Consider the following 22,388-nt stretch of genomic DNA (forward strand, 5'->3'; position numbering starts at 1 on the left):
CCGGCGCGACGGATCCGGGCGCCCTCGGCGGACGTCCGCGCGCACGGAGGGGCCGGCAGCGCGCGGCTGCCGGCCCCTCCGTCTCAGGCCCCGAGCGCGGGCGTCACCGAGCCGCCACCGGCGTCGGCGCGGGCGTGGGCGCGAGCAGTCCCAGGAACGCGAGGTCGTCCGCCACCTTGGCGATGAGCGCGTGGTCGAGCGACGGGATCTCCGACCTGCCGAGCGGGCGGACCTCGCGGACGGCCGCGGCGAACGCGTCGGCGGGGATCGCCGAGCCGGCGTGCGGCTCCTCGGGTGCCGCGAACGCGTGCATCAGCGGCAGGACGGACCGGGCGCGGTCCGCGTCCGGCAGCGATCCGAGCGCTGCGCGGAACCGGCCGACCCACTCCGCGTGGTCCTCCACGCGCTCGATGTCATGGCCGTCCTCGCGGAGCCAGTCGACGAAGGTGTCGAGCGAGACGCCGTCGTCGTGGGGGTTCACGACGTTGAAGGTGCGGTGCCCCTCGGTGAGCGCGGCGCCGATCCCGTCGATCGCGGCCGCCGTGAAGTCGGCGGGCAGGCCGTCGTAGTGCGACCGCTGCCGCTCGCCGTCGGGGCTGCGCCGCACGAACGACGCCGGGGCGAGCCCGGTGGTGAGCACGCTCCAGATCAGCCGGGTGAAGACGTCCGGGAGGTTCACCTGACCGCGCCAGCGCGGGTGCGCCAGGATCATGTCGGAGCGGAACACGGCCACGGGGACGCCGTGGTGCTCGTGCGCCTCGCGGAGCAGCACCTCGCTCGCCCACTTGCTCGCGCCGTACCCGTTCGCGTACTCGTCGCCGACGGCCCACTCGGGGATCGTGGCGCGGATGTCGGCGTCCTCGTCGAGCGGGCCGGGCGCGGACGGCTCGGCGTCGGCGGCGGCGCTCGGCCGTGCGCCGCCCGCGACGGCGACGCTCGAGACGAAGGTGACCGGGACGCTGCCGGCGGCGATGGCCAGGCGGATCACCTCGGCGGTGCCGACGACGTTCGGGCCGAAGAGCGCCGGGTACGGGAGCACGTGGTTGACGAGCGCCGCGGCGTGCGCGACGAGGTCGACCCGGGCGGCCAGGTCGATCCACCGCTCCTCGTCGAGGCCGAGGCGGTGCTCGCTGACGTCGCCGGCCACGACCTCGAGCGATCCCGACAGCTCGGCGAGGCGCCGCGCGAACGCGGGGTCGGCGGCGAACGCGGCCTCGAGGCGGCGCCGGGCGTCGGCGTCGTCGGCGCCGCGCACGACGCACACCAGCGTGCCGCCCTCCGGGGCGAGGCGCTCGAGCCAGTCGACGGCGAGGAACCGGCCGAGGTAGCCGTTCGCGCCGGTGAGCAGCACGGTCCGGGCTCCCGGCCGGGCGGCCGACGCGCGGGGGACCGGCGTCGGGACGCCGCCGAGCATCCGCTCGAGCCGGAGGTCGCCCACGCGGAGGGTGGACGCGCCGGCGCCGTGCACGCGGGTCACGGTCGGCCGGTCGTCGGTGGCGGAGCGGTCCACGAACGCGGCCACGGCGGCGAGGTGGTTCGTCGGGTCGGTGATGACGCCGACGGGCACCTCGGTGCCGAACACGTCCTCGAGGATCCCGGAGAACGTCAGCGCGGACAGCGAGTCCCCGCCGAGGTCCGAGAACCGGGCCGCGGCCGCGGCCGCGGTCGCCGGCGGCACCTCGGCCCCGAGGAGCAGGAGGGCGGCGCGCACCACCGTGTCGACGGTCGGCTCGTCGGCGTCGCGATCGCGGAGGGCGGCCGCCAGGGTGCCGCTCTGCTGCGCCTCGAGCGCGTCGTAGAGGGCGCCGAGGCGCTCGCCGTAGCGCTGGGTGAGGCGCAGGCGCAGGAGCTTGCCGGCGTCGGAGAGCATGCCGCCGTCGACCGTGAACGGCTGCGGCTCGACGATGACGCCGCGGGGCACCTCGTAGGGGGCGAGGCCGTGCTCGCGCGCGGTGCGCTGGAGGGCGGCGAGGACGTCGCGCTCGGACGCCCCGGCCTCGGTCGGCACGACGACCGCCACGAGGAACGCGTGCCGGCTGTCGCCGTGCAGCGCGATCTGGTGCACCTCGGGCGTCCCGCCGTACGTCGCCTCGAGGGACGCCACCGCGACGAACTCGCCCTGCGACAGCTTGAGCACGTTGTTGCGGCGGTCGAGGTACTCGTACGTGCCGGGTCCCGTCCGCGCCATGACGTCGCCGGTCCGGTAGAAGCCGTCCTCGTCGAACACGGCGGCGGTGACGTCCGGCCGGCGGAAGTACCCGGCGATCACGGCGGCGCTCTTGACGAGCAGCTCGCCGCGCGGGTGCGGGAGGTCGGTGGTGCGGTACCCGAGCTCCGGGACGTCGACGAGCTTGTGCTCGGTGACGGGAGGCTGCTGGACGACCCCGTCCCGGAGGATCCCGCCGGCCTCGGTCGACCCGTACATGTCGTGCAGCGTGATCCCGAGGCACTCCTCGACGTACGCGCGGAGCTCGGGGGTCAGCGGGGCGCTGGTGCAGATCGCCTGGCTGATCCGGCCGCCGAACGCGCGGACGCGGAGGTCGGCCCGCACCGCGGCGCGGACCGCGTCCGGGTCCGCGCCGCCGGCGGCGAGCCGCCGCTGCTCCTCGCGGTCGCCCTCCTGCCGGACCATCTCGGCGACGCGGGGCACGAAGACGAACTCGGTCGGGGCGAAGGCGCGGAGGTCGTCGAAGAGCGTCGACAGGTCGGTCGAGGTCGCGAGCGCGACCGTGCCGCCGCGGCCGAGCGTGGCGAGGAGGGCGGCGCGGCCGGTGAGGTGGCTCAGGGGGAGGTACGCGTATCCGACGATGGCGTCGGCCGCGCCGGCGCCCGTGGCGGCGTCGGGCCCGACGGCGTGCCACAGCCGCTCGACCATCGAGCGCGTGTACATCGCGCCCTTCGGCGTGCCGGTGCTGCCCGACGTGTAGAGCAGGAGCGCGAGCGGATCCTCGCCCGGTGCGGGGTGCCACGGGCCGACGCGCGGCAGGCCGGCGCCGCGGGCGACCAGCCCGTCGAGCGTGAGGTCGGTGTCAGCGTCGGTGCTGGTGCTGGTGCTGGTGCCGGTGTCGAGCAGCATCGTGCGGATGCCGTCGCCCGACGCCTCCGCGACCGCCCGGGCCGTCGCCGACTGCTCGGCGGTGGCCGCGATCCAGACCGGCGCCGTCTCCTCCACGATCGCGTCCAGGGCCGCGACGGGCGCGCTCGCCTGCAGGGGCACGCTCACCGCGCCGAGGATCCACGTGGCGAGGTCGAGGGTGACGGCGTCCGCGGTCGCGGACCCGAGCACCGCGATCCGGTCGCCGGCGGACACGGTCCCGCCGAGCGCCGCGGCCAGCGCGCTGGCCCGCTCCCACAGCTCCCGGAAGCTCGTGTCGGTGATCTCCGCCCCGGAGCGCTGCCGCAGCGCCGTCCGCTCCGCGTGCCGCTCGAAGATCGCCCCGATCGACGCGTCGTCGTGCTCGGTCCCCGTCTGCTCGATCCCCACCTGCTCGGTCCCCGTCTGCTCTATCCCCATGCTGTCCGTCCTCTCCTCTATCCGTCCCGGCGCGCGCCTGCGCTCCGGCTTCCGTGCGCGTCGAGCGCGATGCCCGCCAGCGCCATCCCCCCGGCCACCGCCCACCTCCCGGTCGCGGCGAAGGACGGCCCCCGGCGCGCGCGGACGGCGAAGGAGCCGTCCGGGCGGAGCGCCACGTGCGCGCCGTCGATGCCGTGCCACCCGCCGTGCGCCGAGGTCCGGGCCTTCGCGACGGCCTCGGCCGCGGCGAGGAGCACGCTGTCCGGGCTCCCGACCCCGGCTGCCCGGAGCGCGTCGAGGCCCGCGGCGACGGGCGCGCTGCCGAGATCCGCGACGCGCGCCAGCACGCCTCCGGGGAGGGTCCGTGCGGGCGTGGCGTCGATGCCGATCCCGGCGTGCTCGTCGCGTCGTCCCACGGCGCACGCGCGGAGCCCGACGCAGTGCGTGAGGCTGCCGACGACCCCGGGCGGCCACACCGGCGCACCGCTCCGCGCGGCGGGGATCGACGCGGGCCGGATGCCCAGGGCGTGGAGCGCCCGCCGCGCGAGCACGCGGCCGGTCGTGAACTCGGCGCGGCGGGCGGGGAGCGCCGTCATGACGGCGTCGCGCTCGTCCTCGACGAGGGTCCCGTCCACGTCGTCGTCCGCGGTCGCCACGACCACGGATCCCGGCAGGAGGGCCTCCCACGGGACCAGTGTCATTAGTTGCATTGACACAACTAAACGACCGCTTCCTCCGAGGTTCCCGGGTCCCGGACCGAGCGCTACACTCCGCCGCCGGACCGGCGAGGGGACCTGGCGGCCGCCCGCCCGCCCGGAGCCGCCCGGCGCCTCCGAGTCGCCTCCACGGACCTTGACGGTGACGCCCGTCAGGAGTCGGCTGGATGCTCCCGACGGCGGTGCGCGCGCCTCGCGGCGACGCTGCCCGTCGTCCCCGCGAACCCCTCAGGAGGATCACCATGGCTGGACGCTTCGACGGCAAGGTCGTCATCATCACGGGCGCTGGATCCGGCATCGGCGAGGCCACCGCCCGCCGCTTCGTCGCCGAGGGCGCGAAGGTCGTGATCACCGACAGCGTGGAGGACAAGATCCGCGCGGTCGCCGACTCGCTCCCCGCGGGCACCGCCACCGCGCTCGTCGCGGACGCCGCCGTCTCGGCCGACGCCGACCGCACGGTCGCCACCGCCCTCGAGGCGCACGGCCGGCTCGACGTGCTGGTCAACAACGCCGGCACCTTCCAGGCCGGTCCGATCACGGGCATCACCGACGAGGAGTGGCACCGCGTGATCGACACCGACCTCTCGGGCGTCTTCTACGGCACCCGTGCCGCGCTGCCGCACCTCGTCGCGACGCGCGGATCCATCGTCAACGTCTCGTCGGTGTCGGGCATGGCGGCCGACCACCACATGAGCGCCTACAACGCGGCCAAGGGCGGCGTGAGCAACTTCACGCGGGCGTCCGCGCTCGACCACGGCGTCGACGGCGTGCGCGTGAACGCGGTCGCGCCCGGCCTGATCTGGACGGAGCTGGTCGCCGGCAAGGAGGACGACGAGGAGCTGAAGGCGGAGTTCGCGAAGCGCATCTCGCTCGGCCGCGGCGGCGAGGCCCACGAGGTGGCGGCCGCCATCGCGTTCCTCGCGAGCGATGACGCGTCCTTCATCACGGGCGCGATCCTGCCCGTCGACGGCGGCACCACGGCGAGCAACGGGCAGCCCTCGCAGGCGTAGCGCGTCGCGCGTCGCGCCAGTCGTCCGGGCGCGCGGGTCGGGTCAGGCCGTGACGGGCGGCAGCTCGGCCACCGCGACCCGCTCGCCCGCGGCGTCGCGGATCTCGACGGAGGCCGCGTCCCGGCGCATCACGTCGGCGTTGAGGCGGCAGTCGATGCGCACGGCGGAGCCGAGCATCGTGCCCGACGCGTGCTCGTCGCCGTCGGCGTCGATCACGACCACCGAGAACGAGTCGCCCACGGGCAGGCCGTCGACCGACAGCAGGGTCTCGGTGCCCCAGGTGTGCGCGACGACGTCGCCCTCCACGTCGACGCCCGCGGGGGCGCCCGCGAACGACACGTCCTCGAGCGCGCCGAGGGTGCCGGCCGGGCCGGTCGCGACGTCGGCGCGCGGGGTCGCGAGGATCGCGCCGCCGGCCGCGCCGAGCGCGAGGCACGCGGCGGCGCCGGCGAGGAGCAGCGCGGTGCGGCGGGGGCGGGATCCGCGGCGCGCGCGGTGCCCGTCGAGGTCGGCGGGCCGTGCCGTGATCTCCGGCAGCCCGGCGTCCGCCGTCGCCGCAGCAGGGGCCGTCGCCGCGCCCTCCCCGCGCCCGTCCGCGATCAGCCCGATCCGCCGCGCCAGCTCCGCGCTCGGCTCCGCCTCCTGCCACGCGCCCACCCCGCGGATCGCGGACGGCAGCCCGCCGAGCAGCGCGATCTCGTCGTCGATCGTCGGGTCGGCCGCGCGCATCGCCTCCAGCTCCGCGGCCTCGGCGGGGGAGAGGTCGTCGGCGAGGGCGGCGGCGATGAGCTCGCCGCGGCGGTCGTCGGGTCCTGCGGCGTCGGATCCGGGTGTGCGGTCGTCGGTCATGCGGGATCCACTTCGTCGAGATGCGTGCGGAGGGCGCGGAGCGCGTGGAAGACGCGCGTGCGCAGGGTGGCGACGGGGACGCCCGTGGCCGTGGAGAGCTCCTGGTAGCTGAGCCCGGTGAGGTGGACGGCGACGACGGCCTCGCGGTGCGCGTCGCTGAGGCGCGCGAGGCCCTCGACGATGCCGAGCCGGTCGAGCGGATCCGCCTCCCGCGCCGCCTGCTCGGGCGCCTCCTCCTCGGCGACGATCCGCGGGGTGCGGGCCCGGGCGCGGTGCACGTCGAGGATCACCCGCCGCTCGATCGCGAACAGCCAGGTGCGCGCGCTGCCGCGCTCGCCGTCGAAGGAGTCGCGGGCGCGCCAGGCGCGGAGGAACGTCTCCTGCACGCAGTCCTCGGCGAGCTGGCGGTCCTGCAGGGCGTTGACCGCGAAGCCGAGCAGCGCGCTCCCGTGCTCCGCGAACGCCCGGCGCACGTCGAGGCCGGGCGGGGATGCGCTCATCGTGCTCCGCTCGGGTGCAGGTGCCGGACGCGTCAGGACGAGCGCCATCGTGATCCCCAGCCTAGGCGGCGGGTGCGCGCCCTCACCGGGGGATACGTCGGCGGAGGCGCCGGCGTTCATCGCGGGGCCGGGAGGGACCCCCGCCCGCACGGGATCGTCCGCACGAGATCGCCCGCACGAGATCGCCCGGATCGATCCCGGCACCCGATGAACGCCCGCCGCCCGCCGTGCGTATGCCCTGTCAGAAGCGGTGCCCGCTCGGGCGCCCCACCACGAGAGGCTGCACGCGATGACGCACACGAGACTCGTCCGGAACACGACCATCGGGGGCGCCGCCGCGGTCGCCCTCACCCTCCTCGCCGCGACGCCCGCGTCCGCCGAGACGACCGTCCCCGAGCCCGACCGCTTCACGAGCGCGTTCACCGTGATGGCGACGCCCGACCAGGTCCTCAACGCCGACGGCGTCGCGACCCCCGGCGAGCCCGGCGCGACCGGCCGGTTCGACCTGCGCCTCGACTCGACGTCGAACACGATCTGCTACGACATCACCCTCACGGGCGTCACCGGCGAGTACAAGAGCCCGGCGAAGACGGCCACGCACATCCACCAGGCCGCCGCGGGCAAGGCCGGCCCGCCCCGGATCGCCTTCCCGAACCCCGCGGACGCCGGCACCGGCACCCGCACCAGCTCCGGCTGCATGCAGGGGCCCTTCACCACGGGCATCGCCCCGGACGGCAAGGACACCGGCGAGGGCTTCACGGTCGCGCAGATCGAGGCCGACCCGTCCGCGTTCGCGGCCGACAGCCACACCGCGTCGTTCGCGGCGGGCGCCGTGCGCGGCCAGCTGACCCAGGTGCCGGTCGGCGGCGTCGACACGGGCGCCGGCGGATCCGCCGCCTCCCCCTCGGCCGCCCTCCCGCTCGTCGCGGGCGGCGGTGCCGTCGCGCTCGCCGCGGCCGGCGTCGTGCTGATGCGCCGCCACCGCGCCCAGGAGTCCTGATCCCCGTGCACCGCGGTCCGGCGGATGCGTCGCCCGCGCGGCGCGCCCGTCGGGCCACGGTGCTCGCGGCCGCGCTGATCCCGCTCGCCGTGCTGGCGGGATGCGCGCCCGCGGATCCGGCACCCGCTCCGGCGGCCCCTCCCGCGTCCGCGCCCCCGAACGCCGCGCCGAGCGCCCAGCCCACGACCGACCCCCAGGTCGTGCAGGGCCTCGGCGCGGTCCCGACCCGCGTCGCCATCCCCGCCATCGAGCTCGACGAGCCGCTCATCGACCTCGGCATCGCGCCCGACGGCCGGATGGAGGTGCCCGTCGACTTCGACGACGTCGGCTGGTTCACGGGCGGCGGTCGCCCCGGCGGACGCGGACCCACCGTGATCGCCGCGCACGTCGACTCGCGCGTGGGGCCCGCGGCGTTCGCCCGGCTCGCCGAGCTCGGCGTCGGCGACGAGGTGTCCGTGCAGGACGTCGACGGCGGCGCGACGCGCTACGCCGTGACCGAGGTCGCGGACTTCGCCAAGGCCGACTTCCCGACCGCGCGCGTCTTCGGCGCCCAGCCCACGGATCAGCTGCGCCTCATCACCTGCGGCGGGATCTTCGACCGCAGCGTCGGCCACTACGAGGACAACCGCGTCGTGTTCGCGGAGCCGGTCGGCTGATCCGGGACGCGATGCCGTCAGGCGGCCGGATCCTCCGACCCCGGACCCCCGACGTCCGGCAGCCCCGCGCGCAACCGAGCCGTGCGGTCGCGCACCAGCTCGAGCCGGGCCTCGTCGAGCGCCGCGGATGCGACCCGTGCTCGGTGGCCGGCGCGCAGGGATCGGCTGAGCGCCACCAGCGCGATCACGATCGCGACGAGGACGACGACCGTGACGATCGACCAGACCACGTCGTAGCCGGTCGGCAGCACGATGCTGTCGTACGTGTCGTCCACGCTCAGGCGACCGGTCCGACGGGCCCCGCGCCGGGCGCGTACGGCCCGCCCGGCTGATCCCCGTCGTCGGCCTGCAGCCGAGCCGTCTGCTCGCGGATCAGCTCGAGCCGCGCCTCCTGCAGCGTCGTCGTGACGAGCAGCGTCCGCCGGGCCGCGAGCGCGAGCCGGATGAGCACGACGGCCAGCACGACGGAGAGCACGACGACCGCGAGCGTGACGAACAGGTACCACGTGAGGCCGAAGCCGATGCCGGGGGAGGAGATCATGCCCCGAAGCTATCGGCCGCGGGCGCACCAGGGCGAGGCCCCGTCGCACGTGGTGCGGACGCCGACGGGCCCGGCCCCGTGGAGGAGCCGGGCCCGTCGGGCGGTGGATGCGCGGGTCAGCGCACCTTCACGCCCGCGCTCGCCACGGCGGCGCGGTCGTAGAGGTAGATGACCCCGCTCACGACCACGTGGACGGTGTGCCCGCGGTCGGCCTCCGTCAGCGTGTACGTCTTCGCGGTCGCGCCGGGGATGACCTTCCCGTCGCGCTTCCACTGGTAGCCGAGCTCCAGCGTCGACGGCTTCCAGACGCCGGGCTGCGCGGTGAGCGTGCGGCCGACGACCGGGTTGCCGGTGACGCGGGGCGTGCCCGCGGTGACGACGGGCTCCGCGACCTTCTTGGTCGGACCCGAGGTGCGGGTCTGCGCGATGTAGCCGTCACGCGATCCGCGCACAGAGACCGTGATGCGGTGCCCGATGTCGGCGCCGCGCACCTCGTAGGTCGGCGTCTGGACGCCGGTCCGCACGCCGTCGCGGTACCACTGGTACTCGAGCGTCACGGGTGCGGGCTGCCATGCGCCCGTGCGCACCGAGAGCGTCTGGCCGAAGTCGGCGGAGCCGACGATCGACGGCAGGGGCGCGGCGGTCAGGCGCTTCGCACCCGGGGCGTCGGCCGTGACACCGTCGACGTGGACGGTCAGGTAGGTGTCGGCGATGAAGCCGTAGGTGAGGTCGAAGCCGACGCGCTTGCCGTAGCCGGGGCTGACCGTGACCGATCCCACGCCGCCGACCTCCACGAACGCGCCGTCGTCGAGCTGGTAGAAGATGCGGCTCTCCTCGGGGGTGACCCCGTTGAGGGCCTCGCGGACGTCCCAGCGGAAGGTGACGGACGGCCCGTCCACGACGACCTCGGGCGTGGTCTCGAGCGTCCCGCCGACGAAGCGGGCCTCCTGGGGCGCGGATGCGGCGCCGGTGACCGGGACGCCGTCCACCGTCCCGACCACGCGCACGCTGAGCAGGTGCGTCCCGGAGGCCCCGGGGAGGTAGACCTCGTCGTCGTCGAACCCGGACACGCTGGTGTATCCGGCGGAGCGCCAGGTCCCCGTGCCGTCGACCTGGTACTCGTAGCGGAGGTCGCGGTCGGCGCCGTCGGGGAGGCCCGACAGGTCGGCGGTGACGAAGCCGTGGAACACCGGCGTGGAGCCGAACTCGAACGAGCTCGGCCTCACCTGGGGGGCCGGGATGGGGATCGCGGCGGCGGCCGCGTCAGCGGCGGGAGCGGGCGTCGGCGCGGTCGCGGCCTGCGCGGGCGCGACGCCCGCGAACGCGGTGCCGGCGGCGACCACGACGGCCAGTGCGGTGAGCGGGAGTCGTCGTCCCCCGGTGATGCGGATCATGTGGTTCCTTCCCTGTGGGGCGTCCTCGTCCCCGCGTCGATGCTCCTCCGTGCCCCCGCTCGCCGCATCCCCCCGTAGGGGTCCGCCTCGAGAGGGGGCGTAGCGTGGCATCCGCCCCCACCCCCGCACGTCAGGAGCCCCCGCATGCCCACCGTCCTCCTCACCGGATTCGAGCCCTTCGACGGCGACACCAGCAACCCCTCGTGGACGGCCGTGCAGGAGGTGCGCGACCGCTGGGACGGCGACGCGGAGATCCAGGTGCGCCAGCTGCCCGTCGACTTCGCGAAGGTCGACGACGCGCTGCGGGCGGCGCTCGCCGAGGTGCAGCCGGACGTCGTGATCTCCGTGGGCCTCGCCGGCGGCATCGAGACGCTCGAGGTGGAGCGCGTCGCGATCAACGTCGACGACGCCCGCATCCCGGACAACACCGGCTTCCAGCCCATCGACGAGCCGGTGGTCGACGGCGGCCCGGCGGCCTACTTCAGCACCCTGCCGATCAAGGCGGCAGTCCAGGCCGTGCGCACGAAGGGGATCCCCGCGATCGTCTCGCAGACCGCGGGCACCTACACCTGCAACCACGTCTTCTACCTGCTGATGCACGAGCTGCGCGAGCGCCCGGGCACCCGCGGCGGCTTCGTCCACATCCCGTACTCGACGGAGGAGGCGATCGGCACCGACCGCCCCTACATGCGCATGGACCAGCTCGCGACGGCCCTCACTGCCGTGGTGCGCGCGACGCTCGCCAACGCGACCGACGTGAAGGTGGGCGGCGGGTCGCTCGACTGATCCGCGGCGGGGTCAGACCCGCGCGTCCGCCCCGCGCACCCGCAGCATGAGCAGCAGCCCCGCGAGCAGCACGATCACGATGCCGATGATCCCGAAGCGCGTGTCGCCCGTGATCGCCACGGCGATGCCGAAGAGGCCGGGCGCGAGGAACGAGACCGCGCGGCCGGTGGTCGTGTAGAGGCCGAACATCTCGCCCTCGCGGCCGGCGGGGGAGATGCGCGCGAGGAACGTGCGGCTCGACGACTGCACGGGCCCCACGAAGAGGCAGAGGAAGAGGCCGGTCGCCCAGAAGCCGGCCTTGGCGTCGCCGACGGCGAGCACGGCGGATCCGCCGACGATGAGGCACGCGAGCGACACCAGGATGACGGGCTTCGCGCCGAACCGGTCGTCGAACCAGCCGGCCGCGAAGGTCCCGATGCCGGCCACCACGTTGGCCGCGACGCCGAACAGCAGCACCTCCGTGGTCGTGAAGCCGAAGACCTGGGCCGCGATGATCGCCCCGAACGTGAAGACCGCCGCGAGCCCGTCGCGGAACACCGCGCTCGCGAGCAGGAACACGAGCACGCGCGGCGACTCCCGGTACAGCTCGGCGATCCGGCGGAACAGCGTGCGGTACGACGCGACGATGCCCTGGCGCGCGCGCCCCGGCGTCGCGGGGATCTCGGGCACGCCCACGAGCACGGGGATCGAGAACACGGCGCACCAGATCGCGGCCACGAGGATCGCGATGCGCACGTCGAGCGCGCCGCCCTCGGCGCCCGAGGGCAGGCCGAGGAGACCCGATGCGCCGGGCGTCCCGAAGTCGAAGAGGAAGAGCGCGAGCAGCAGCGCGAGCAGCACGATGCCGCCGACGTAGCCCATGCCCCAGCCGAGCCCGGAGACGCGGCCGACCGTGCGCGGCGTGCTCACCTGCACGAGCATCGCGTTGTAGTTCACGCTCGCGAACTCGAAGAACACGTTGCCGGTGGCGAGCAGCACGGCGCCGAGCCACAGGTAGGAGGGCACGGGCTCCACGAGCACCATGCCGAGCATCGCGAGCACGACGACGCCCGTGTTGATCCCGAGCCACAGCCGCCGGCGCCCGGAGCCGTCGGAGCGCTGCCCCAGCACGGGGGCGAGCACGGCGATGAGGAGGCCCGCGACGGTGAGCGCGAGCGAGATCACGCCGGACGTGTCGGCCTTCGCCGCGACGAGCGCCGGGTTCCGGTCGTCGTCGCCCGCGGCCGCGACGATCGCGGGATCCACGAACAGGCTGCTGGCGAGGTAGGTGCTGAACACGAAGGTGGTGACGACCGCGTTGAAGGCGGCGGATCCCCAGTCCCAGAGCGCCCACGCGGCGACGCGTCGGCGGGGCGGGGCGGCGGGCTCGTCGGTGCGTCCGGGCGCGGTGGTGCTCATGCTCGCAACCTAGCGGGTGGGTGTGTCGCGCCGGGGTCGTGCGGCCGCCCGCCCCGCCCTACGCTGGCCCGATGGACGGACCCCTCGCAGGCGGCAACATGAACCGCGTCGAGCGCGAGGGCGACACCGTCCTCCGCGACGCCGGCCCCTGGACCCCGACCGTGCACCGCTACCTCCGTCACCTGGCGCTCGCGGGCGTCGAGGGGATCCCGGAGCCGCTCGGCATCGAGGGCGACCGCGAGCGCCTCTCCTTCCTCCCCGGCGACGTGCCCGTGTACCCGCTGCCCGACTGGATCTGGGCCGACGACGTGCTCGTCCAGGCGGGCCGCCGCCTCCGCGAGCTGCACGACGCGAGCGTGGGCTTCGCGCTCGACGGCGCGATCTGGCAGTCGAACACGAAGGTGCCGAGCGAGGTGATCTGCCACAACGACTTCGCGCCGCACAACCTGGTCTTCGCGGGCGGCCGCCTCACGGGCGTGATCGACGTGGACATGTGCTCGCCCGGCCCGCGCATCTGGGATCTCGCGTACCTGGCCACCCGCGCGGTGCCGCTCACGGGATCCACGCCGGAGGGCGCGCCCCGGATGGACGACGCGCGTCGTCGCGTGCGGCTGCTCCTCGACGCGTACGGGTCCGACGCGACGTGGGCCGACGTGATCCGCGTCGCCATGCTGCGCCTCCACGACCTCGCCGCCATGTCGGACGAGAAGGCCGACGAGCTCGGCAAGCCGCACCTCCGCGACGAGGCCGTGCTCTACGAGGCGGACGCGGCCGTCCTCCGACGGATCCTCGAGGCCGAGCGCGCCCGCTGAGTCCCGCGCCTCATCCGCGCGGCAGCCGCCCCGCGACCTCCCGCAGCACGTCCGCGTCCTCGTACGCCAGCTCCATCGCGACGGCCTCGTCGAGCGCGAACCACGCGACGCGCTGCCCCTCGGTGAGGCGGATCTCCTCCGCCGGCACGTCGAGCCGCGCCGCGAAGGTGTGCTCGATCCCGTAGGAGCGCGTGCGCGTGAGGAGGTGCGTCACCTCCTCGGCCGGGATCCGCGCGCCCAGCTCCTCCTCCACCTCGCGCACGACGCACGCGAGCGGCGTCTCGCCCGGCTCGAGCATCCCGCCGGGGACGGCCCACATCCCGGGGAAGGGGATGGTGGGGATGTCGTCGCGCAGCTGCAGCAGGATCCGCCCGGCCCGGTCGACGAGCACCACCTGGCATCCCTCGGCGGGGTCGGGCCCGTCGCTCACGACCCCGCCGCCGCGTCCGGCCCGTCGATGGTGTGCGCCGTCATGGCGACGGCGGCGCGCGCGATGTCCTCCGCCGTCTCCTCCGTGCCGAGCGCGGGCGACGCGTGCAGCGCCACCGCCGCGGCGGCCCGGTAGTCGTCGGTCATCCGCGCGAGCGTCCTCCGTCCCGCGTCCGTGAGCTCGAGGAAGACGCTCCGGCGGTCCCGCGGGTTGGGCACGCGGCCGAGGTGGCCGGCGCCGACCAGCCGGTCGATCACGGCGGTCACCGCGCCCGTGCCCATGGAGATCTCGGAGGCCAGCATCTTGGGCGTCATCCGGCCGAGGTCGCCGACGACGCTGATCACCGTGAGGTCGGTCACGTTCACGCCGATGTCCTGCGCGATGCGGGTGCGGAGGTGCCGCTGGGCCGTCTCGACCATGTGCAGCGCGTTCGCGAGGGCCTCCACGGCCGTGGCGTCGTCGTCGCGGCGGCGGCGGGGAGCGGTTCTCTCCGGGGTCATCGGGCGTCCCTGCGTCGGGGGCTCCGGGCGGGGTCCCGGATGCGGTCCAGCGACTGTAACGCGACACCGGCCGTCCCGTCCCCTGCGGCGGACGCATGCCCCCCGGAGTGGGGACTTCGCACGATCCTGGAGTAGCTATACATTCGAGTTACTTGCAAAGCGAGTCACCAACTTCTCGTCGGGGGCTCACCCAGCCCCTTCCCCCTCTACGCACCCGGAGTCAGATCATGTCGAACCACATCGCCCCCGCCGCCAAGACCAAGCGCGTCCGCTTCGCCCCCCTCGCCATCGCGACCGGCGTCGCCGCCGCCGTCCTCCTCTCCGTCTCGATGTCCGGCACGCTGTCGGGCTTCGTGGCCTCGATCACCAACGACACCAACACCGCGGCCTCCGGCTCGCTCGTCATGCAGGAGTCGCAGGCCGGCGCCAACGGCGCCCCCACCGTCACCTGCCTCAGCACGAGCGCCGCGACCGGCGTCGACTCCAACGCCGCGACCTGCTCCACCATCAACAAGTTCGGCGGCTCGACCACGATGATCCCCGGCCAGACGGTCACGAGCGTCGTCAACATCAAGAACGTCGGCACCTCCAAGGCCTCGACCTTCACGCTGACCCCCGGCGCGGCCTGCACGCAGACCAAGAGCGGCACCGTCAACGGCACCGCCACGGACTTCTGCTCCAAGCTCAGCGTCGTCATCACCTCCGGCGGCGTCAACGTCTTCACCGGCACCGCCGCGACCCTCGCCGGCTCCTCCGCCAAGACGCTGACCGCCCTCGCCGCGAACGCGAGCAGCGACTTCACCTTCGCCGTCACGCTCGACTCCTCCGCCGGCAACACGTACCAGGGCCTCGCCGCCTCGCTGCCCCTCACCTGGACCTTCGCGGCCTAGCACCCGCTCGACCCGGCGGGGCCGCCTCGGCGGCCCCGCCCACCCGCACGACCATCCCCTCTGAAGCCCCTGACCCGGGAGGTGCCCCATGACCGACATCCAGGACCGCTCCACCGGCCCCGCGACCGACTCCGGCCGCACGGACGCCTCCGGCCGCACGGACGCCTCCGCGATCGACGCCCTCGAGCTCGACCTCCTCGAGCTGGACCTCCTCGAGCTCGACGTCGTCGAGCTGGAGCCCGTCGACCGGGATGCCGTCGCCCTGGACGTCGTCACGGAGGAGGCGGACCACGACCCCGCCTCCTCCGCCCTCCCCGCGCGCGGCGCCGCCCGTCGCGCCGCGCGCACCTCCCGCTCCTTCCGCCGCCGCACCGTCGTGATGTGGACGGCCACCGTCCTCCTCACGCTCCTCGTCGCGGCGACGCTCCTCTTCCAGGCCTCCGGCGGCCGCTGGTTCGTCGTCCAGACCCCCTCGATGGGCACCACGGCCCCCGTCGGCACGCTGCTGCTCACCACCCCCGTGCTCGTCGAGGACGTCCAGCCCGGCGACGTCGTGAGCTTCCACCCCTCCACGACCCCCGACGAGACCTACACGCACCGCGTCATCGCGGTCGACGCCGACGGCCTCACCACGCAGGGCGACATCAACGGCGCGGTGGATCCGTGGAAGACCGACCAGCACCACCTCATCGGCCAGGCCACCACGATCCTCCCCGGCTTCGGCTGGCTCGCGAAGGGCCTGCCGCTGATGCTCGCGGGCCTCGTCATCGTGACGATCCTCACCCGCCTCATCGCCTCGCCCACGCACCGCGCCTCGATGCGCATGCTCGGCGGATCCCTCGTCGCGGCCCTCACCGTCTTCGTCCTGAAGCCCTTCGTCGGCCTCGTCGTCCTCGACGCCGTCACCGCCGGCACCGACGTGCGCGCCACCATCGTCAACACCGGCCTCCTGCCCATCCGGGTCGCGGCCGAGGGCGGCACCGCCACCTCCGTCGTCTCCGGCGCGGTCAGCACGATCACGGCCCCTGCGGGCGAGGCCGGCCAGTTCCACGACATCTCCTCCACCCTCGACCTGCCGCTCTGGGGCTGGGTCGTCTTCTACGGCCTCTGCGCCGTCCCCCTCCTCTACACGCTCGTCGTCGGCCTCCCCGCCGAGAAGGAGGGGCGCCGCGCATGAGCGTCGTCGCCCGCCTCCTCCGCCGCACCGCCGCATCCGACGCGCCCGCCGGCCCCCGCCGCGCCTCGCGCCTCGCCGGCATCGCCGCGGCCGTCTCCGCCGCCGCCCTCGGCGCCGTGCTGCTCCTCGCGCCCGGCACGAACGGCGCGTACACCGCCTCCATCAGGAACACGAACAACACGGCCGCGTCGTCCGCCGCCTTCTTCACCTGCTCGAGCGCCTTCGCGGCCGACCGGGCCGACGCGCTGTTCGCCTACCCGCTCAACGAGGCGACGGGATCCACGACCGCCGTCGACGCGGCGACCGGCGCCTACCCCGGCACCTACCGCGGTGCCATGGCGAGCGACACGACCAGCACGCGGGCCTGCCCCCGCGACACCGGCGGCGCGTACGTGCTCGACGGCTCCGACTTCGTCACCAACGCCCTGCAGGCCCGCGGCCCGGCCGTGTTCAGCACCGAGGTGTGGTTCAAGACGACCGTCAAGGGCGGCAAGCTCATCGGCTTCGGCAACTCGCAGTCCGGCTCGTCGTCGGCCTACGACCGCCACACCTACATCTCCACGACGGGCCAGCTGGCGTTCGGCACCTACAACGGCGGGTACCAGACGATCGTGAGCCCCGCCAGCGTCGCCGACGGCGCCTGGCACCACGTCGTGGCCACGATGTCGTCCGCGGGCATGGTGCTCTACCTCGACGGCGCGCGCGTCGCCGGCAACGCCGCCTTCACGGCGCCCGAGAGCAACAGCGGCTACTGGCGGATCGGCTACGACAACACGTCGGGCTGGCCGAACGCGGGATCCGCCTACTTCGTCGGCAGCATGCGCTTCGCCGCGGTCTACAAGACGGCGCTCACGCCGGCGCAGGTGCAGGCCCACTACACCGCCGGCCGCTGACGCGACGACGGACGGTCGTCGGACCGTCCCGTCGTGGTGCGTCGTCTGTCGTCTGTCGTGCGTCGGATCAGCTCGCGGGCACCACGTCCCAGTGCTCGCGGATGAGGCCGCCGTCGACGCGGAAGATGTCCGCGGCGAGGAACGGGTCGTCCGCCTTCGCGCCCACGGGCTGCGAGAAGGTCCAGACGAGGTCGCCGTCCGCGATCGAGATGACGGACTGCTGCGCCGGGAACTGCGCGCCGCCCGAGAAGAACGCCTTCAGCGCCGCCGTGCCGTTCGCCGCGACGGCGTTGTGCTGGAGGTAGGCCGGGTCGAACGAGCGGTCGAGCACGCTCGCGTCGTGATCCCGGAACAGGGTGTCGTAGGCGCCCACGGCCAGCTGCCGGTCCGCCTCCTCCTGCTGCTCGGTGGGCGGGGCCTGGTCGTCGGATCCCCGGTAGAGGTCGCTGAACATCGTGTTGGTGTTGCCGCTCGCGGGGGTGCCCTGCGCGATGGGCTGGTCGAAGGACCAGGTCTCGGTGACCTTGCCGTCGGCGAGGCGGAAGAGGTCGACCGCGGCCTCGCCGGTGCGCTCGTCGTCCGGGTTCGAGGCGACCTGCCAGTGCACGGCGACGAGGTCGCCGTCGGCCGCAATGTGCTTGATGACGGCCTGGGCGCCGGGGACGCGCTGGTGCGCGGCGTCGAACCCGGCGAGGACGCCGCCGGGGCCGGCCTTCGCGCCCGTGCCGTGCGCCGTGGCGTCGGGGGCGACGGCCGCGAGGGCGGCGGCCTGCGCGGCGTCGGATCCGGGGTCGGGGAACGCCGTCTCGAAGAGCGTCGAGATGACCTCGGCGTTCGCGTCCTCCGTGGCGGAGTCGGCGCGGTCGGCCGTGGTGCCGCCGTCGCCCGCGGAGGCGGATGCCGCGACGGCGGAGGTCGCGTCGGGGGCGGACCCGGGCGAGGCGGACGCCAGCCCGGGGGCCTGGCAGCCGGCGAGGACCACCACTCCGGCGAGGGCGGCCGTGCCGCGGAGGAGCAGGGATGCGGGGGTTCGTTGAACGTTCATGCACGTACCCTGCGACCCGCGGCTGGGAGGGTCCGATGTGCATGGATGCCGCGTCCATCGGGGCTTCCTGGTACGGCGTGGCCGCCGGGGATCGCACCGGTCCCGCGCGCCCGCCCGAACGCACGTCGGCTCCGAAGGCCACGCACCGGGACCCGAGTCGCCCGGCAGGGGCCCTCTCGCTGCGCATGCGAGGGGGCTTCCCTGCGTCAGGGGCGCGCGTCGTCGGCGGCCGCGTGCGAGGGGCTTGCCTGCGTCGGGGCGCGCGCGTCGTCGGCGCCGCATGCGAGGGGGCTTCCCTGCGTGCGGGGGGGGGCGCCGTCGGTCTGCGACGACGCCGGACGCACGACGAACGGCCCGGCGTCGAGGGCCGGGCCGTGCGTCGTGCTGTCCGGGGCGTGCCCGGGTCGGGGTGCTACTTGGTGTTGACGGTGATCTTGGCGATGCCGACGACGAGCTCGTCGGTGACGGCGTCGGTGCCGAAGGTGCTGTTCAGCAGGGCGGCGGCGTCGGGGCTGACCTTGACCGTGGTGCCCTCGAGGACGGCGTTGTCGCCCTCCATGGCGAGGGGCTTCAGGGTCGTGCCGTCGAGGTTGAAGATGTAGACGTCGTTCATGATCTCGCCCTCGCCGACCTGGACCGAGCCCGTGAGGCGGCTGGTGCCGGGGTCGATGACGAAGTCGGTGAGCTTCACGACGGTGTCGCCGGCGGTGAGGCTGATGCCGGAGCCGTCGTGGTCGATCTCGCCCTGGACGTAGGGGCGGTAGTCCATCTCGGGGTCGAAGTACTTCACGTTGCCGCCGGTGATGGGGAACGCGAGGGTGCCGGTGGCGCCGTCGAGGGTCGCGCCGCCGATGACGCCGGGGGTCAGGCCCAGGGTCGTGAGGGCGCCGGTGAAGCCGGAGTCGAGGGTGACCTTGGTGTCGACGCCGGTGAGGGTCGGGATCGTCGCGAGCGGCGTGGGGTTCGCCTCGGTCGTGGCCGACGCGGACGGCGCGGCGGACGAGGAGGACGACGGGCTCTCGGCGGGGGTCGAGCAGGCCGCGAGGCCGACGACGAGGAAGCCCGCGGTGGCGAGGCCGAAGACGGACTTGGTGAGGTTGCGCATGGTGTTTCCTTATGGTCAGGGCGGCCGACGTGGTCGCCGGTTGGAGTCGCAAGGTCCTTCGGCGCCCCTCGCCGGACGGTTGGGTCCCGTGATGCTTTCGTGACCTGCGCGGCCCGTCGACCGGCGTCACGGCCCCGTCACGGGCGACCGCGGGAGGGTTCAGCGCTGCGTGCCCGGGCGCTGCTCGCCGTCGACCCGGAGCGTCACGGATCCGCCGACGCCCTGCGCGGCCGGCGGCGCGGAGGTCGCGAGCCGGACCGTGAGGCGCAGGTGGTCGCGGCCGCCGACCGCGCGCGCGGGCGAGTCCGCCAGCGCGACGCGGCCCTGCGCCGGGCGGTCGGCGGCCACGGCGGTGATCGTGCCCGCGCAGGTGGCGGTGCCCGGGGCGCCGGTCCAGGCGACGGAGCAGCGGTCGAGCGCGACCTGCAGGCCGTCGGAGGTGCTCGCGACCGGGGTGCCGCCGAGGGTCAGCATCAGCTGCGGGGCGGCGACCGTGCCCGTGTTGGCGAGGTCGACCAGCCGCACCTGCGCGTCGCCGGGGCGGAGGCCCGTCACCGGCACGGCGAGCTGATCCGCGCCGCCGCCGCCCCAGTCGAGCTCGACGGCGCCGGCGCCCACGGTCGTGGAGGTGGTCGCGCGGTCGGCGAGCACGGCGTAGGCGGTGCCGGAACCCGCGATCGCGAGGGCGACGGCGATCGCGGGGACGAGCAGCGGGCGGAGGCGGCGGGCGGAGCCGGCCGGGCGCGCGGCGGCGCGGCGGCCGTGGGGGAGGGGGGTCGCGGGATCCGCGGCGGGCGCGGGTGCGGCGCGGTGCCGGGCGCCGGCCATCAGGCGGATCCGCCCGTCGTGCGGGCGGCCGCGGATGCGGCCTCGACGGGTGCTGCTTCGACCCCGGCGTCCGCGGGCGCCGCGGGGCGCCGCCAGATCGCGGCCAGCGCCCACGCGGTGGCGCCCGCGCCCACGACGGCGAAGGCGATCATCCGCACGAGCGGGTCGCCGAGCCACACGAAGGGCCAGCCGAGGAACGGGACCACCGAGGTGCGCTCCCAGACGGCGTCGTCGCCGATGGTGACGATCCACGGATCGCCCGAGGGGTTGTTGTCGCCCTTCGTCTCGATGGCCAGCCGGTCGGCCGACCAGCCCTCGAGCCGCTCGGCGTCCTCGGGCCCGAAGACGCGGGTGACCCGGTGGATGACGCGCACCCGCGGGCCGACCGGGGCCGTGAACACGACGACGTCGCCGACCGCGACGTCCGCGCGCGGGACCGGGGCGGTGACCGCCATCGAGCCCACCGGCATGCCGGGCGCCATCGAGTCCGAGAGCACGGGGACGAAGCGGGTGATCCCGAGCGCGGAGAGGCCGATGACCGCGATGACGGCCAGGGCGACCGCGGCGGTGGCGAGGCCGCCGAGCACGCCGAGCGCGCGGCGGGCCGGGGAGCGGGTCACGAGGCGGTCCCGGGGTCGCGGCGGCGCCGGCGCGAGGCGAGGAGGAGGATCCCGCCGCCGAGGAGCGCGAGCAGGGCGCCGACGACGGCCGAGGCGACGTCGCGGCCGGTGACGGGGAGCAGGTCGTGCGGCGCGTCGGCGGACGGCGCGGACGCGGCGGGCGCGAGGGGGCCGCCGCCGGGCGCGTCGACGCCGGGGACCGGCACGGCGCCCGCGTCGTCGGCCAGCGCGAAGGAGATGCGGAGGCGGCCGTCGGTGGACTCCATCCGGTTGTCCGCCTCGGCGGGGAAGCGGACGCGCACGGCGACGCCGACGGTCTCGCCCGGCTCGAGCGGGGTGCTCGTGACGATGCCGTCGAGGGTGGCGGCGGGACCGGATCCGAGCGGCTCGACGGCGCCGCGGCAGCGCATGGGTGCGGAGAGGGAGGTGAAGCCGCCCTCGCAGAGCCGGACGGCGAGCTGGAGGCCGCCGCCGGGATCGCCGGTGAGGGCCATCGACGTGGCCGCGTCGATGCGGACGGCGAGCGGCGAGCCGTCGCCGGAGACGTTGGTGACCTGGGCGGCCCAGTCGACCGTGTCGCCGGGCGCGAGGTCGTCGAGGGGGATCTCGGGGCCGGTCAGCTCCTGCACCTCGAGGGCGGGCGCGGCAGCGGCGGGCGCGGCGACGGAGGCGCGGGCGACGGCCTCGGCGGGGGCGACGGCGGCGACGGCCGGCGTCGCGGCGACCAGCGCCAGGCACAGCGCGGCGGCGGCGATGGTGCCGGGGCCGCGGTGGGGGCGCATGTTGGGATCCTCGGGGTGGGGCGTGCGGGACGGACGGGGCGGGTCGTGCGAGGTCGAGCGGGTCGTGCGGGTGGGACCCGCCCGGGCCCCGGCGCGTGCCGGGGCCCGGACGGACGGGATCAGCGCTGCAGGCCGTCGCGCTGGATCGCGGCTGCCGTGAACGTCAGCTGGGCCGAGGCGTTCTCGTAGTCGTTGTCCGCGGTGTCCGGCAGCTGCAGGACCATCAGGGTGTCGAGCTCGAGGGCCGCGCCGTCGCTCGGGAAGGTGCCGTCGGCCGTCGGCGTGACGCCGAAGTCGGCGGGCGCGAGGGTGGTGGAGTTGCCCGCGCCGGTGATGGACGCGAGCGTGCCGGTGCCCGTCTCCTCCACGGTGCCCGAGCACGTGTAGGCGCCGACCGGGTCGGTGGCCGAGGTCCAGTCGCCGCCGACGCAGGTCTGCAGCGAGTAGGTGAGGCCGTCGACCCCGGTGACGAGGGACTCGCCGCCGCCCGGGAGCGCCGCGTCGTCCGTCCCGAGCGTCTCCGCCGTGACCGCGTAGGACAGCTCCACGGCTGCCACGAGGTCCCCGTCGTTGGTCGCGTCCGGCAGCGCCAGGAGGATCTCCCGCTGCACGGTGTCCCCGGGCGCGATGTCGGCGACCGTGTACGAGCCGGTGGCGACGATGTCGAGCTGGCCCGCGTCGGCCTGCAGGGTGGCCGTGTCGGAGTCGGTGAAGATGGCGAACGCCCCGCCGGTGACGATCGCGCCGACGGCGACGACCGCGCCGGTGGCGACGATCTTGTTCCACGGGCGGCGGCGCGCGGGGGCTGTGGTGGTGCTCATGGTGGTTCCTCTCGATGGGTGTCGCGGTGCGCGGTGTGCGCGGGTCGTGCTGCTGGTGCTGGTGCTGGTGCTGGTGCGGTGATGGGCTGCCCCGGCGGGGCGTGTCGCCGCATCCGGGGGC

Annotated in this window: 24 protein-coding genes; 8 read left to right on the forward strand and 16 right to left on the reverse strand. The window is 75.2% G+C overall.

Annotated features, from left to right (window positions below; translation table 11 throughout):
* Window positions 1-103: 103 nt before the first annotated feature.
* Both H9X71_RS00265 and H9X71_RS00270 read right to left on the reverse strand, forming a co-directional pair.
* Entirely contained in the window at window positions 104-3,514 is a 3,411-nt protein-coding gene (locus H9X71_RS00265; protein WP_244961671.1) for a thioester reductase domain-containing protein, read from the reverse strand.
* Window positions 3,515-3,531: 17 nt separating this feature from the next.
* Window positions 3,532-4,215 carry a 4'-phosphopantetheinyl transferase family protein gene (locus H9X71_RS00270; protein WP_244961672.1) on the reverse strand — a complete coding sequence of 228 codons (684 nt, stop codon included), beginning with the start codon at window positions 4,213-4,215 and terminating at the stop codon, window positions 3,532-3,534.
* Window positions 4,216-4,472: 257 nt separating this feature from the next.
* Here H9X71_RS00270 and budC point away from each other — a divergent pair, with 257 nt between their 5' ends.
* Complete coding sequence (gene budC / locus H9X71_RS00275) at window positions 4,473-5,240, forward strand: meso-2,3-butanediol dehydrogenase (protein WP_191147790.1); 768 nt, start codon at window positions 4,473-4,475, stop codon at window positions 5,238-5,240.
* 42 nt (window positions 5,241-5,282) lie between these two features.
* Here budC and H9X71_RS00280 read toward each other — a convergent pair whose 3' ends face one another.
* Window positions 5,283-6,089, reverse strand: coding sequence for a hypothetical protein (locus tag H9X71_RS00280; protein WP_191147791.1), 807 nt, complete (start codon window positions 6,087-6,089; stop codon window positions 5,283-5,285).
* A complete protein-coding gene (locus H9X71_RS00285) occupies window positions 6,086-6,589 on the reverse strand; it encodes a sigma-70 family RNA polymerase sigma factor (protein ID WP_244961673.1) in 504 nt (167 codons plus the stop codon). The genes H9X71_RS00280 and H9X71_RS00285 overlap by 4 nt, the downstream gene beginning before the upstream one ends.
* 289 nt (window positions 6,590-6,878) lie before the next feature.
* Here H9X71_RS00285 and H9X71_RS00290 point away from each other — a divergent pair, with 289 nt between their 5' ends.
* Together H9X71_RS00290 and H9X71_RS00295 are read left to right on the forward strand one after the other, a co-directional pair.
* Window positions 6,879-7,589, forward strand: coding sequence for a CHRD domain-containing protein (locus H9X71_RS00290; RefSeq protein WP_191147793.1), 711 nt, complete (start codon window positions 6,879-6,881; stop codon window positions 7,587-7,589).
* 5 nt (window positions 7,590-7,594) lie between these two features.
* On the forward strand, window positions 7,595-8,245 hold the full coding sequence (locus H9X71_RS00295) for a class F sortase (RefSeq protein ID WP_191147794.1): 651 nt from the start codon (window positions 7,595-7,597) through the stop codon (window positions 8,243-8,245).
* Between the two features lie 17 nt (window positions 8,246-8,262).
* On the opposite strand, the gene H9X71_RS00300 is transcribed toward H9X71_RS00295, so the two are convergent.
* The 3 genes from H9X71_RS00300 to H9X71_RS00310 all read right to left on the reverse strand — a co-directional run bounded on the left by H9X71_RS00300 (window position 8,263) and on the right by H9X71_RS00310 (window position 10,180).
* Complete coding sequence (locus tag H9X71_RS00300; protein ID WP_191147795.1) at window positions 8,263-8,520, reverse strand: hypothetical protein; 258 nt, start codon at window positions 8,518-8,520, stop codon at window positions 8,263-8,265.
* Between the two features lie 2 nt (window positions 8,521-8,522).
* Window positions 8,523-8,786, reverse strand: coding sequence for a hypothetical protein (locus tag H9X71_RS00305; RefSeq protein ID WP_191147796.1), 264 nt, complete (start codon window positions 8,784-8,786; stop codon window positions 8,523-8,525).
* A 116-nt stretch (window positions 8,787-8,902) separates the two neighbouring features.
* On the reverse strand, window positions 8,903-10,180 hold the full coding sequence (locus H9X71_RS00310) for a hypothetical protein (protein WP_191147797.1): 1,278 nt from the start codon (window positions 10,178-10,180) through the stop codon (window positions 8,903-8,905).
* Window positions 10,181-10,324: 144 nt separating this feature from the next.
* On the opposite strand from H9X71_RS00310, the gene pcp reads away from it, so the two are divergent.
* Complete coding sequence (pcp, locus tag H9X71_RS00315; RefSeq protein WP_191147798.1) at window positions 10,325-10,966, forward strand: pyroglutamyl-peptidase I; 642 nt, start codon at window positions 10,325-10,327, stop codon at window positions 10,964-10,966.
* Between the two features lie 12 nt (window positions 10,967-10,978).
* On the opposite strand, the gene H9X71_RS00320 is transcribed toward pcp, so the two are convergent.
* Window positions 10,979-12,364, reverse strand: a complete 1,386-nt coding sequence (locus H9X71_RS00320; protein WP_191147799.1) for an MFS transporter — start codon at window positions 12,362-12,364, stop codon at window positions 10,979-10,981.
* Between the two features lie 71 nt (window positions 12,365-12,435).
* On the opposite strand from H9X71_RS00320, the gene H9X71_RS00325 reads away from it, so the two are divergent.
* Window positions 12,436-13,176: a phosphotransferase gene (locus H9X71_RS00325; protein ID WP_191147800.1), complete on the forward strand. Its 741-nt coding sequence runs from the start codon at window positions 12,436-12,438 to the stop codon at window positions 13,174-13,176.
* Between the two features lie 10 nt (window positions 13,177-13,186).
* Here H9X71_RS00325 and H9X71_RS00330 read toward each other — a convergent pair whose 3' ends face one another.
* Window positions 13,187-13,606: an NUDIX hydrolase gene (locus tag H9X71_RS00330; RefSeq protein WP_244961674.1), complete on the reverse strand. Its 420-nt coding sequence runs from the start codon at window positions 13,604-13,606 to the stop codon at window positions 13,187-13,189.
* Window positions 13,603-14,106, reverse strand: a complete 504-nt coding sequence (locus tag H9X71_RS00335; RefSeq protein ID WP_191147801.1) for a MarR family winged helix-turn-helix transcriptional regulator — start codon at window positions 14,104-14,106, stop codon at window positions 13,603-13,605. The genes H9X71_RS00330 and H9X71_RS00335 overlap by 4 nt, the downstream gene beginning before the upstream one ends.
* A 227-nt stretch (window positions 14,107-14,333) precedes the next feature.
* Between H9X71_RS00335 and H9X71_RS00340 the strand changes: the two genes are divergently transcribed.
* The 3 genes from H9X71_RS00340 (at window position 14,334) to H9X71_RS00350 (ending at window position 17,066) form a co-directional block, all read left to right on the forward strand.
* A complete protein-coding gene (locus tag H9X71_RS00340; RefSeq protein ID WP_191147802.1) occupies window positions 14,334-14,996 on the forward strand; it encodes a hypothetical protein in 663 nt (220 codons plus the stop codon).
* 88 nt (window positions 14,997-15,084) lie between these two features.
* Entirely contained in the window at window positions 15,085-16,173 is a 1,089-nt protein-coding gene (locus H9X71_RS00345) for a S26 family signal peptidase (RefSeq protein ID WP_191147803.1), read from the forward strand.
* Window positions 16,170-17,066 carry a LamG domain-containing protein gene (locus H9X71_RS00350; protein WP_191147804.1) on the forward strand — a complete coding sequence of 299 codons (897 nt, stop codon included), beginning with the start codon at window positions 16,170-16,172 and terminating at the stop codon, window positions 17,064-17,066. The genes H9X71_RS00345 and H9X71_RS00350 overlap by 4 nt, the downstream gene beginning before the upstream one ends.
* Window positions 17,067-17,133: 67 nt before the next feature.
* Here H9X71_RS00350 and H9X71_RS00355 read toward each other — a convergent pair whose 3' ends face one another.
* The 6 genes from H9X71_RS00355 to H9X71_RS00380 form a co-directional block, all read right to left on the reverse strand.
* Entirely contained in the window at window positions 17,134-18,111 is a 978-nt protein-coding gene (locus H9X71_RS00355) for a nuclear transport factor 2 family protein (RefSeq protein ID WP_191147805.1), read from the reverse strand.
* Window positions 18,112-18,523: 412 nt separating this feature from the next.
* A complete protein-coding gene (locus tag H9X71_RS00360) occupies window positions 18,524-19,216 on the reverse strand; it encodes a hypothetical protein (protein WP_191147243.1) in 693 nt (230 codons plus the stop codon).
* A gap of 159 nt (window positions 19,217-19,375) precedes the next feature.
* A complete protein-coding gene (locus tag H9X71_RS00365; RefSeq protein WP_191147806.1) occupies window positions 19,376-20,044 on the reverse strand; it encodes a TasA family protein in 669 nt (222 codons plus the stop codon).
* On the reverse strand, window positions 20,044-20,664 hold the full coding sequence (locus H9X71_RS00370) for a signal peptidase I (RefSeq protein WP_191147807.1): 621 nt from the start codon (window positions 20,662-20,664) through the stop codon (window positions 20,044-20,046). The genes H9X71_RS00365 and H9X71_RS00370 overlap by 1 nt, the downstream gene beginning before the upstream one ends.
* Entirely contained in the window at window positions 20,661-21,446 is a 786-nt protein-coding gene (locus H9X71_RS00375) for a sortase (RefSeq protein ID WP_191147808.1), read from the reverse strand. The genes H9X71_RS00370 and H9X71_RS00375 overlap by 4 nt, the downstream gene beginning before the upstream one ends.
* A 119-nt stretch (window positions 21,447-21,565) precedes the next feature.
* Entirely contained in the window at window positions 21,566-22,267 is a 702-nt protein-coding gene (locus H9X71_RS00380) for a TasA family protein (protein WP_191147809.1), read from the reverse strand.
* Window positions 22,268-22,388 lie beyond the last annotated feature (121 nt).

Source organism: Clavibacter zhangzhiyongii, assembly GCF_014775655.1.
GTDB lineage: Bacteria > Actinomycetota > Actinomycetes > Actinomycetales > Microbacteriaceae > Clavibacter > Clavibacter zhangzhiyongii.

Bases quoted from the DNA above. Each gene is read 5' to 3' on its own strand.
- pcp (WP_191147798.1), top strand. From the start codon at position 10,325: ATGCCCACCGTCCTCCTCACCGGATTCGAGCCCTTCGACGGCGACACC.
- H9X71_RS00310 (WP_191147797.1), bottom strand. From the start codon at position 10,180: ATGATCCGCATCACCGGGGGACGACGACTCCCGCTCACCGCACTGGCC.
- H9X71_RS00325 (WP_191147800.1), top strand. From the start codon at position 12,436: ATGGACGGACCCCTCGCAGGCGGCAACATGAACCGCGTCGAGCGCGAG.
- H9X71_RS00290 (WP_191147793.1), top strand. From the start codon at position 6,879: ATGACGCACACGAGACTCGTCCGGAACACGACCATCGGGGGCGCCGCC.
- H9X71_RS00265 (WP_244961671.1), bottom strand. From the start codon at position 3,514: ATGGGGATAGAGCAGACGGGGACCGAGCAGGTGGGGATCGAGCAGACG.
- H9X71_RS00365 (WP_191147806.1), bottom strand. From the start codon at position 20,044: ATGGCCGGCGCCCGGCACCGCGCCGCACCCGCGCCCGCCGCGGATCCC.
- H9X71_RS00340 (WP_191147802.1), top strand. From the start codon at position 14,334: ATGTCGAACCACATCGCCCCCGCCGCCAAGACCAAGCGCGTCCGCTTC.
- H9X71_RS00350 (WP_191147804.1), top strand. From the start codon at position 16,170: ATGAGCGTCGTCGCCCGCCTCCTCCGCCGCACCGCCGCATCCGACGCG.
- H9X71_RS00305 (WP_191147796.1), bottom strand. From the start codon at position 8,786: ATGATCTCCTCCCCCGGCATCGGCTTCGGCCTCACGTGGTACCTGTTC.
- H9X71_RS00360 (WP_191147243.1), bottom strand. From the start codon at position 19,216: ATGCGCAACCTCACCAAGTCCGTCTTCGGCCTCGCCACCGCGGGCTTC.
- H9X71_RS00345 (WP_191147803.1), top strand. From the start codon at position 15,085: ATGACCGACATCCAGGACCGCTCCACCGGCCCCGCGACCGACTCCGGC.
- H9X71_RS00355 (WP_191147805.1), bottom strand. From the start codon at position 18,111: ATGAACGTTCAACGAACCCCCGCATCCCTGCTCCTCCGCGGCACGGCC.
- budC (WP_191147790.1), top strand. From the start codon at position 4,473: ATGGCTGGACGCTTCGACGGCAAGGTCGTCATCATCACGGGCGCTGGA.
- H9X71_RS00380 (WP_191147809.1), bottom strand. From the start codon at position 22,267: ATGAGCACCACCACAGCCCCCGCGCGCCGCCGCCCGTGGAACAAGATC.
- H9X71_RS00375 (WP_191147808.1), bottom strand. From the start codon at position 21,446: ATGCGCCCCCACCGCGGCCCCGGCACCATCGCCGCCGCCGCGCTGTGC.
- H9X71_RS00270 (WP_244961672.1), bottom strand. From the start codon at position 4,215: ATGACACTGGTCCCGTGGGAGGCCCTCCTGCCGGGATCCGTGGTCGTG.
- H9X71_RS00335 (WP_191147801.1), bottom strand. From the start codon at position 14,106: ATGACCCCGGAGAGAACCGCTCCCCGCCGCCGCCGCGACGACGACGCC.
- H9X71_RS00280 (WP_191147791.1), bottom strand. From the start codon at position 6,089: ATGACCGACGACCGCACACCCGGATCCGACGCCGCAGGACCCGACGAC.
- H9X71_RS00285 (WP_244961673.1), bottom strand. From the start codon at position 6,589: ATGAGCGCATCCCCGCCCGGCCTCGACGTGCGCCGGGCGTTCGCGGAG.
- H9X71_RS00320 (WP_191147799.1), bottom strand. From the start codon at position 12,364: ATGAGCACCACCGCGCCCGGACGCACCGACGAGCCCGCCGCCCCGCCC.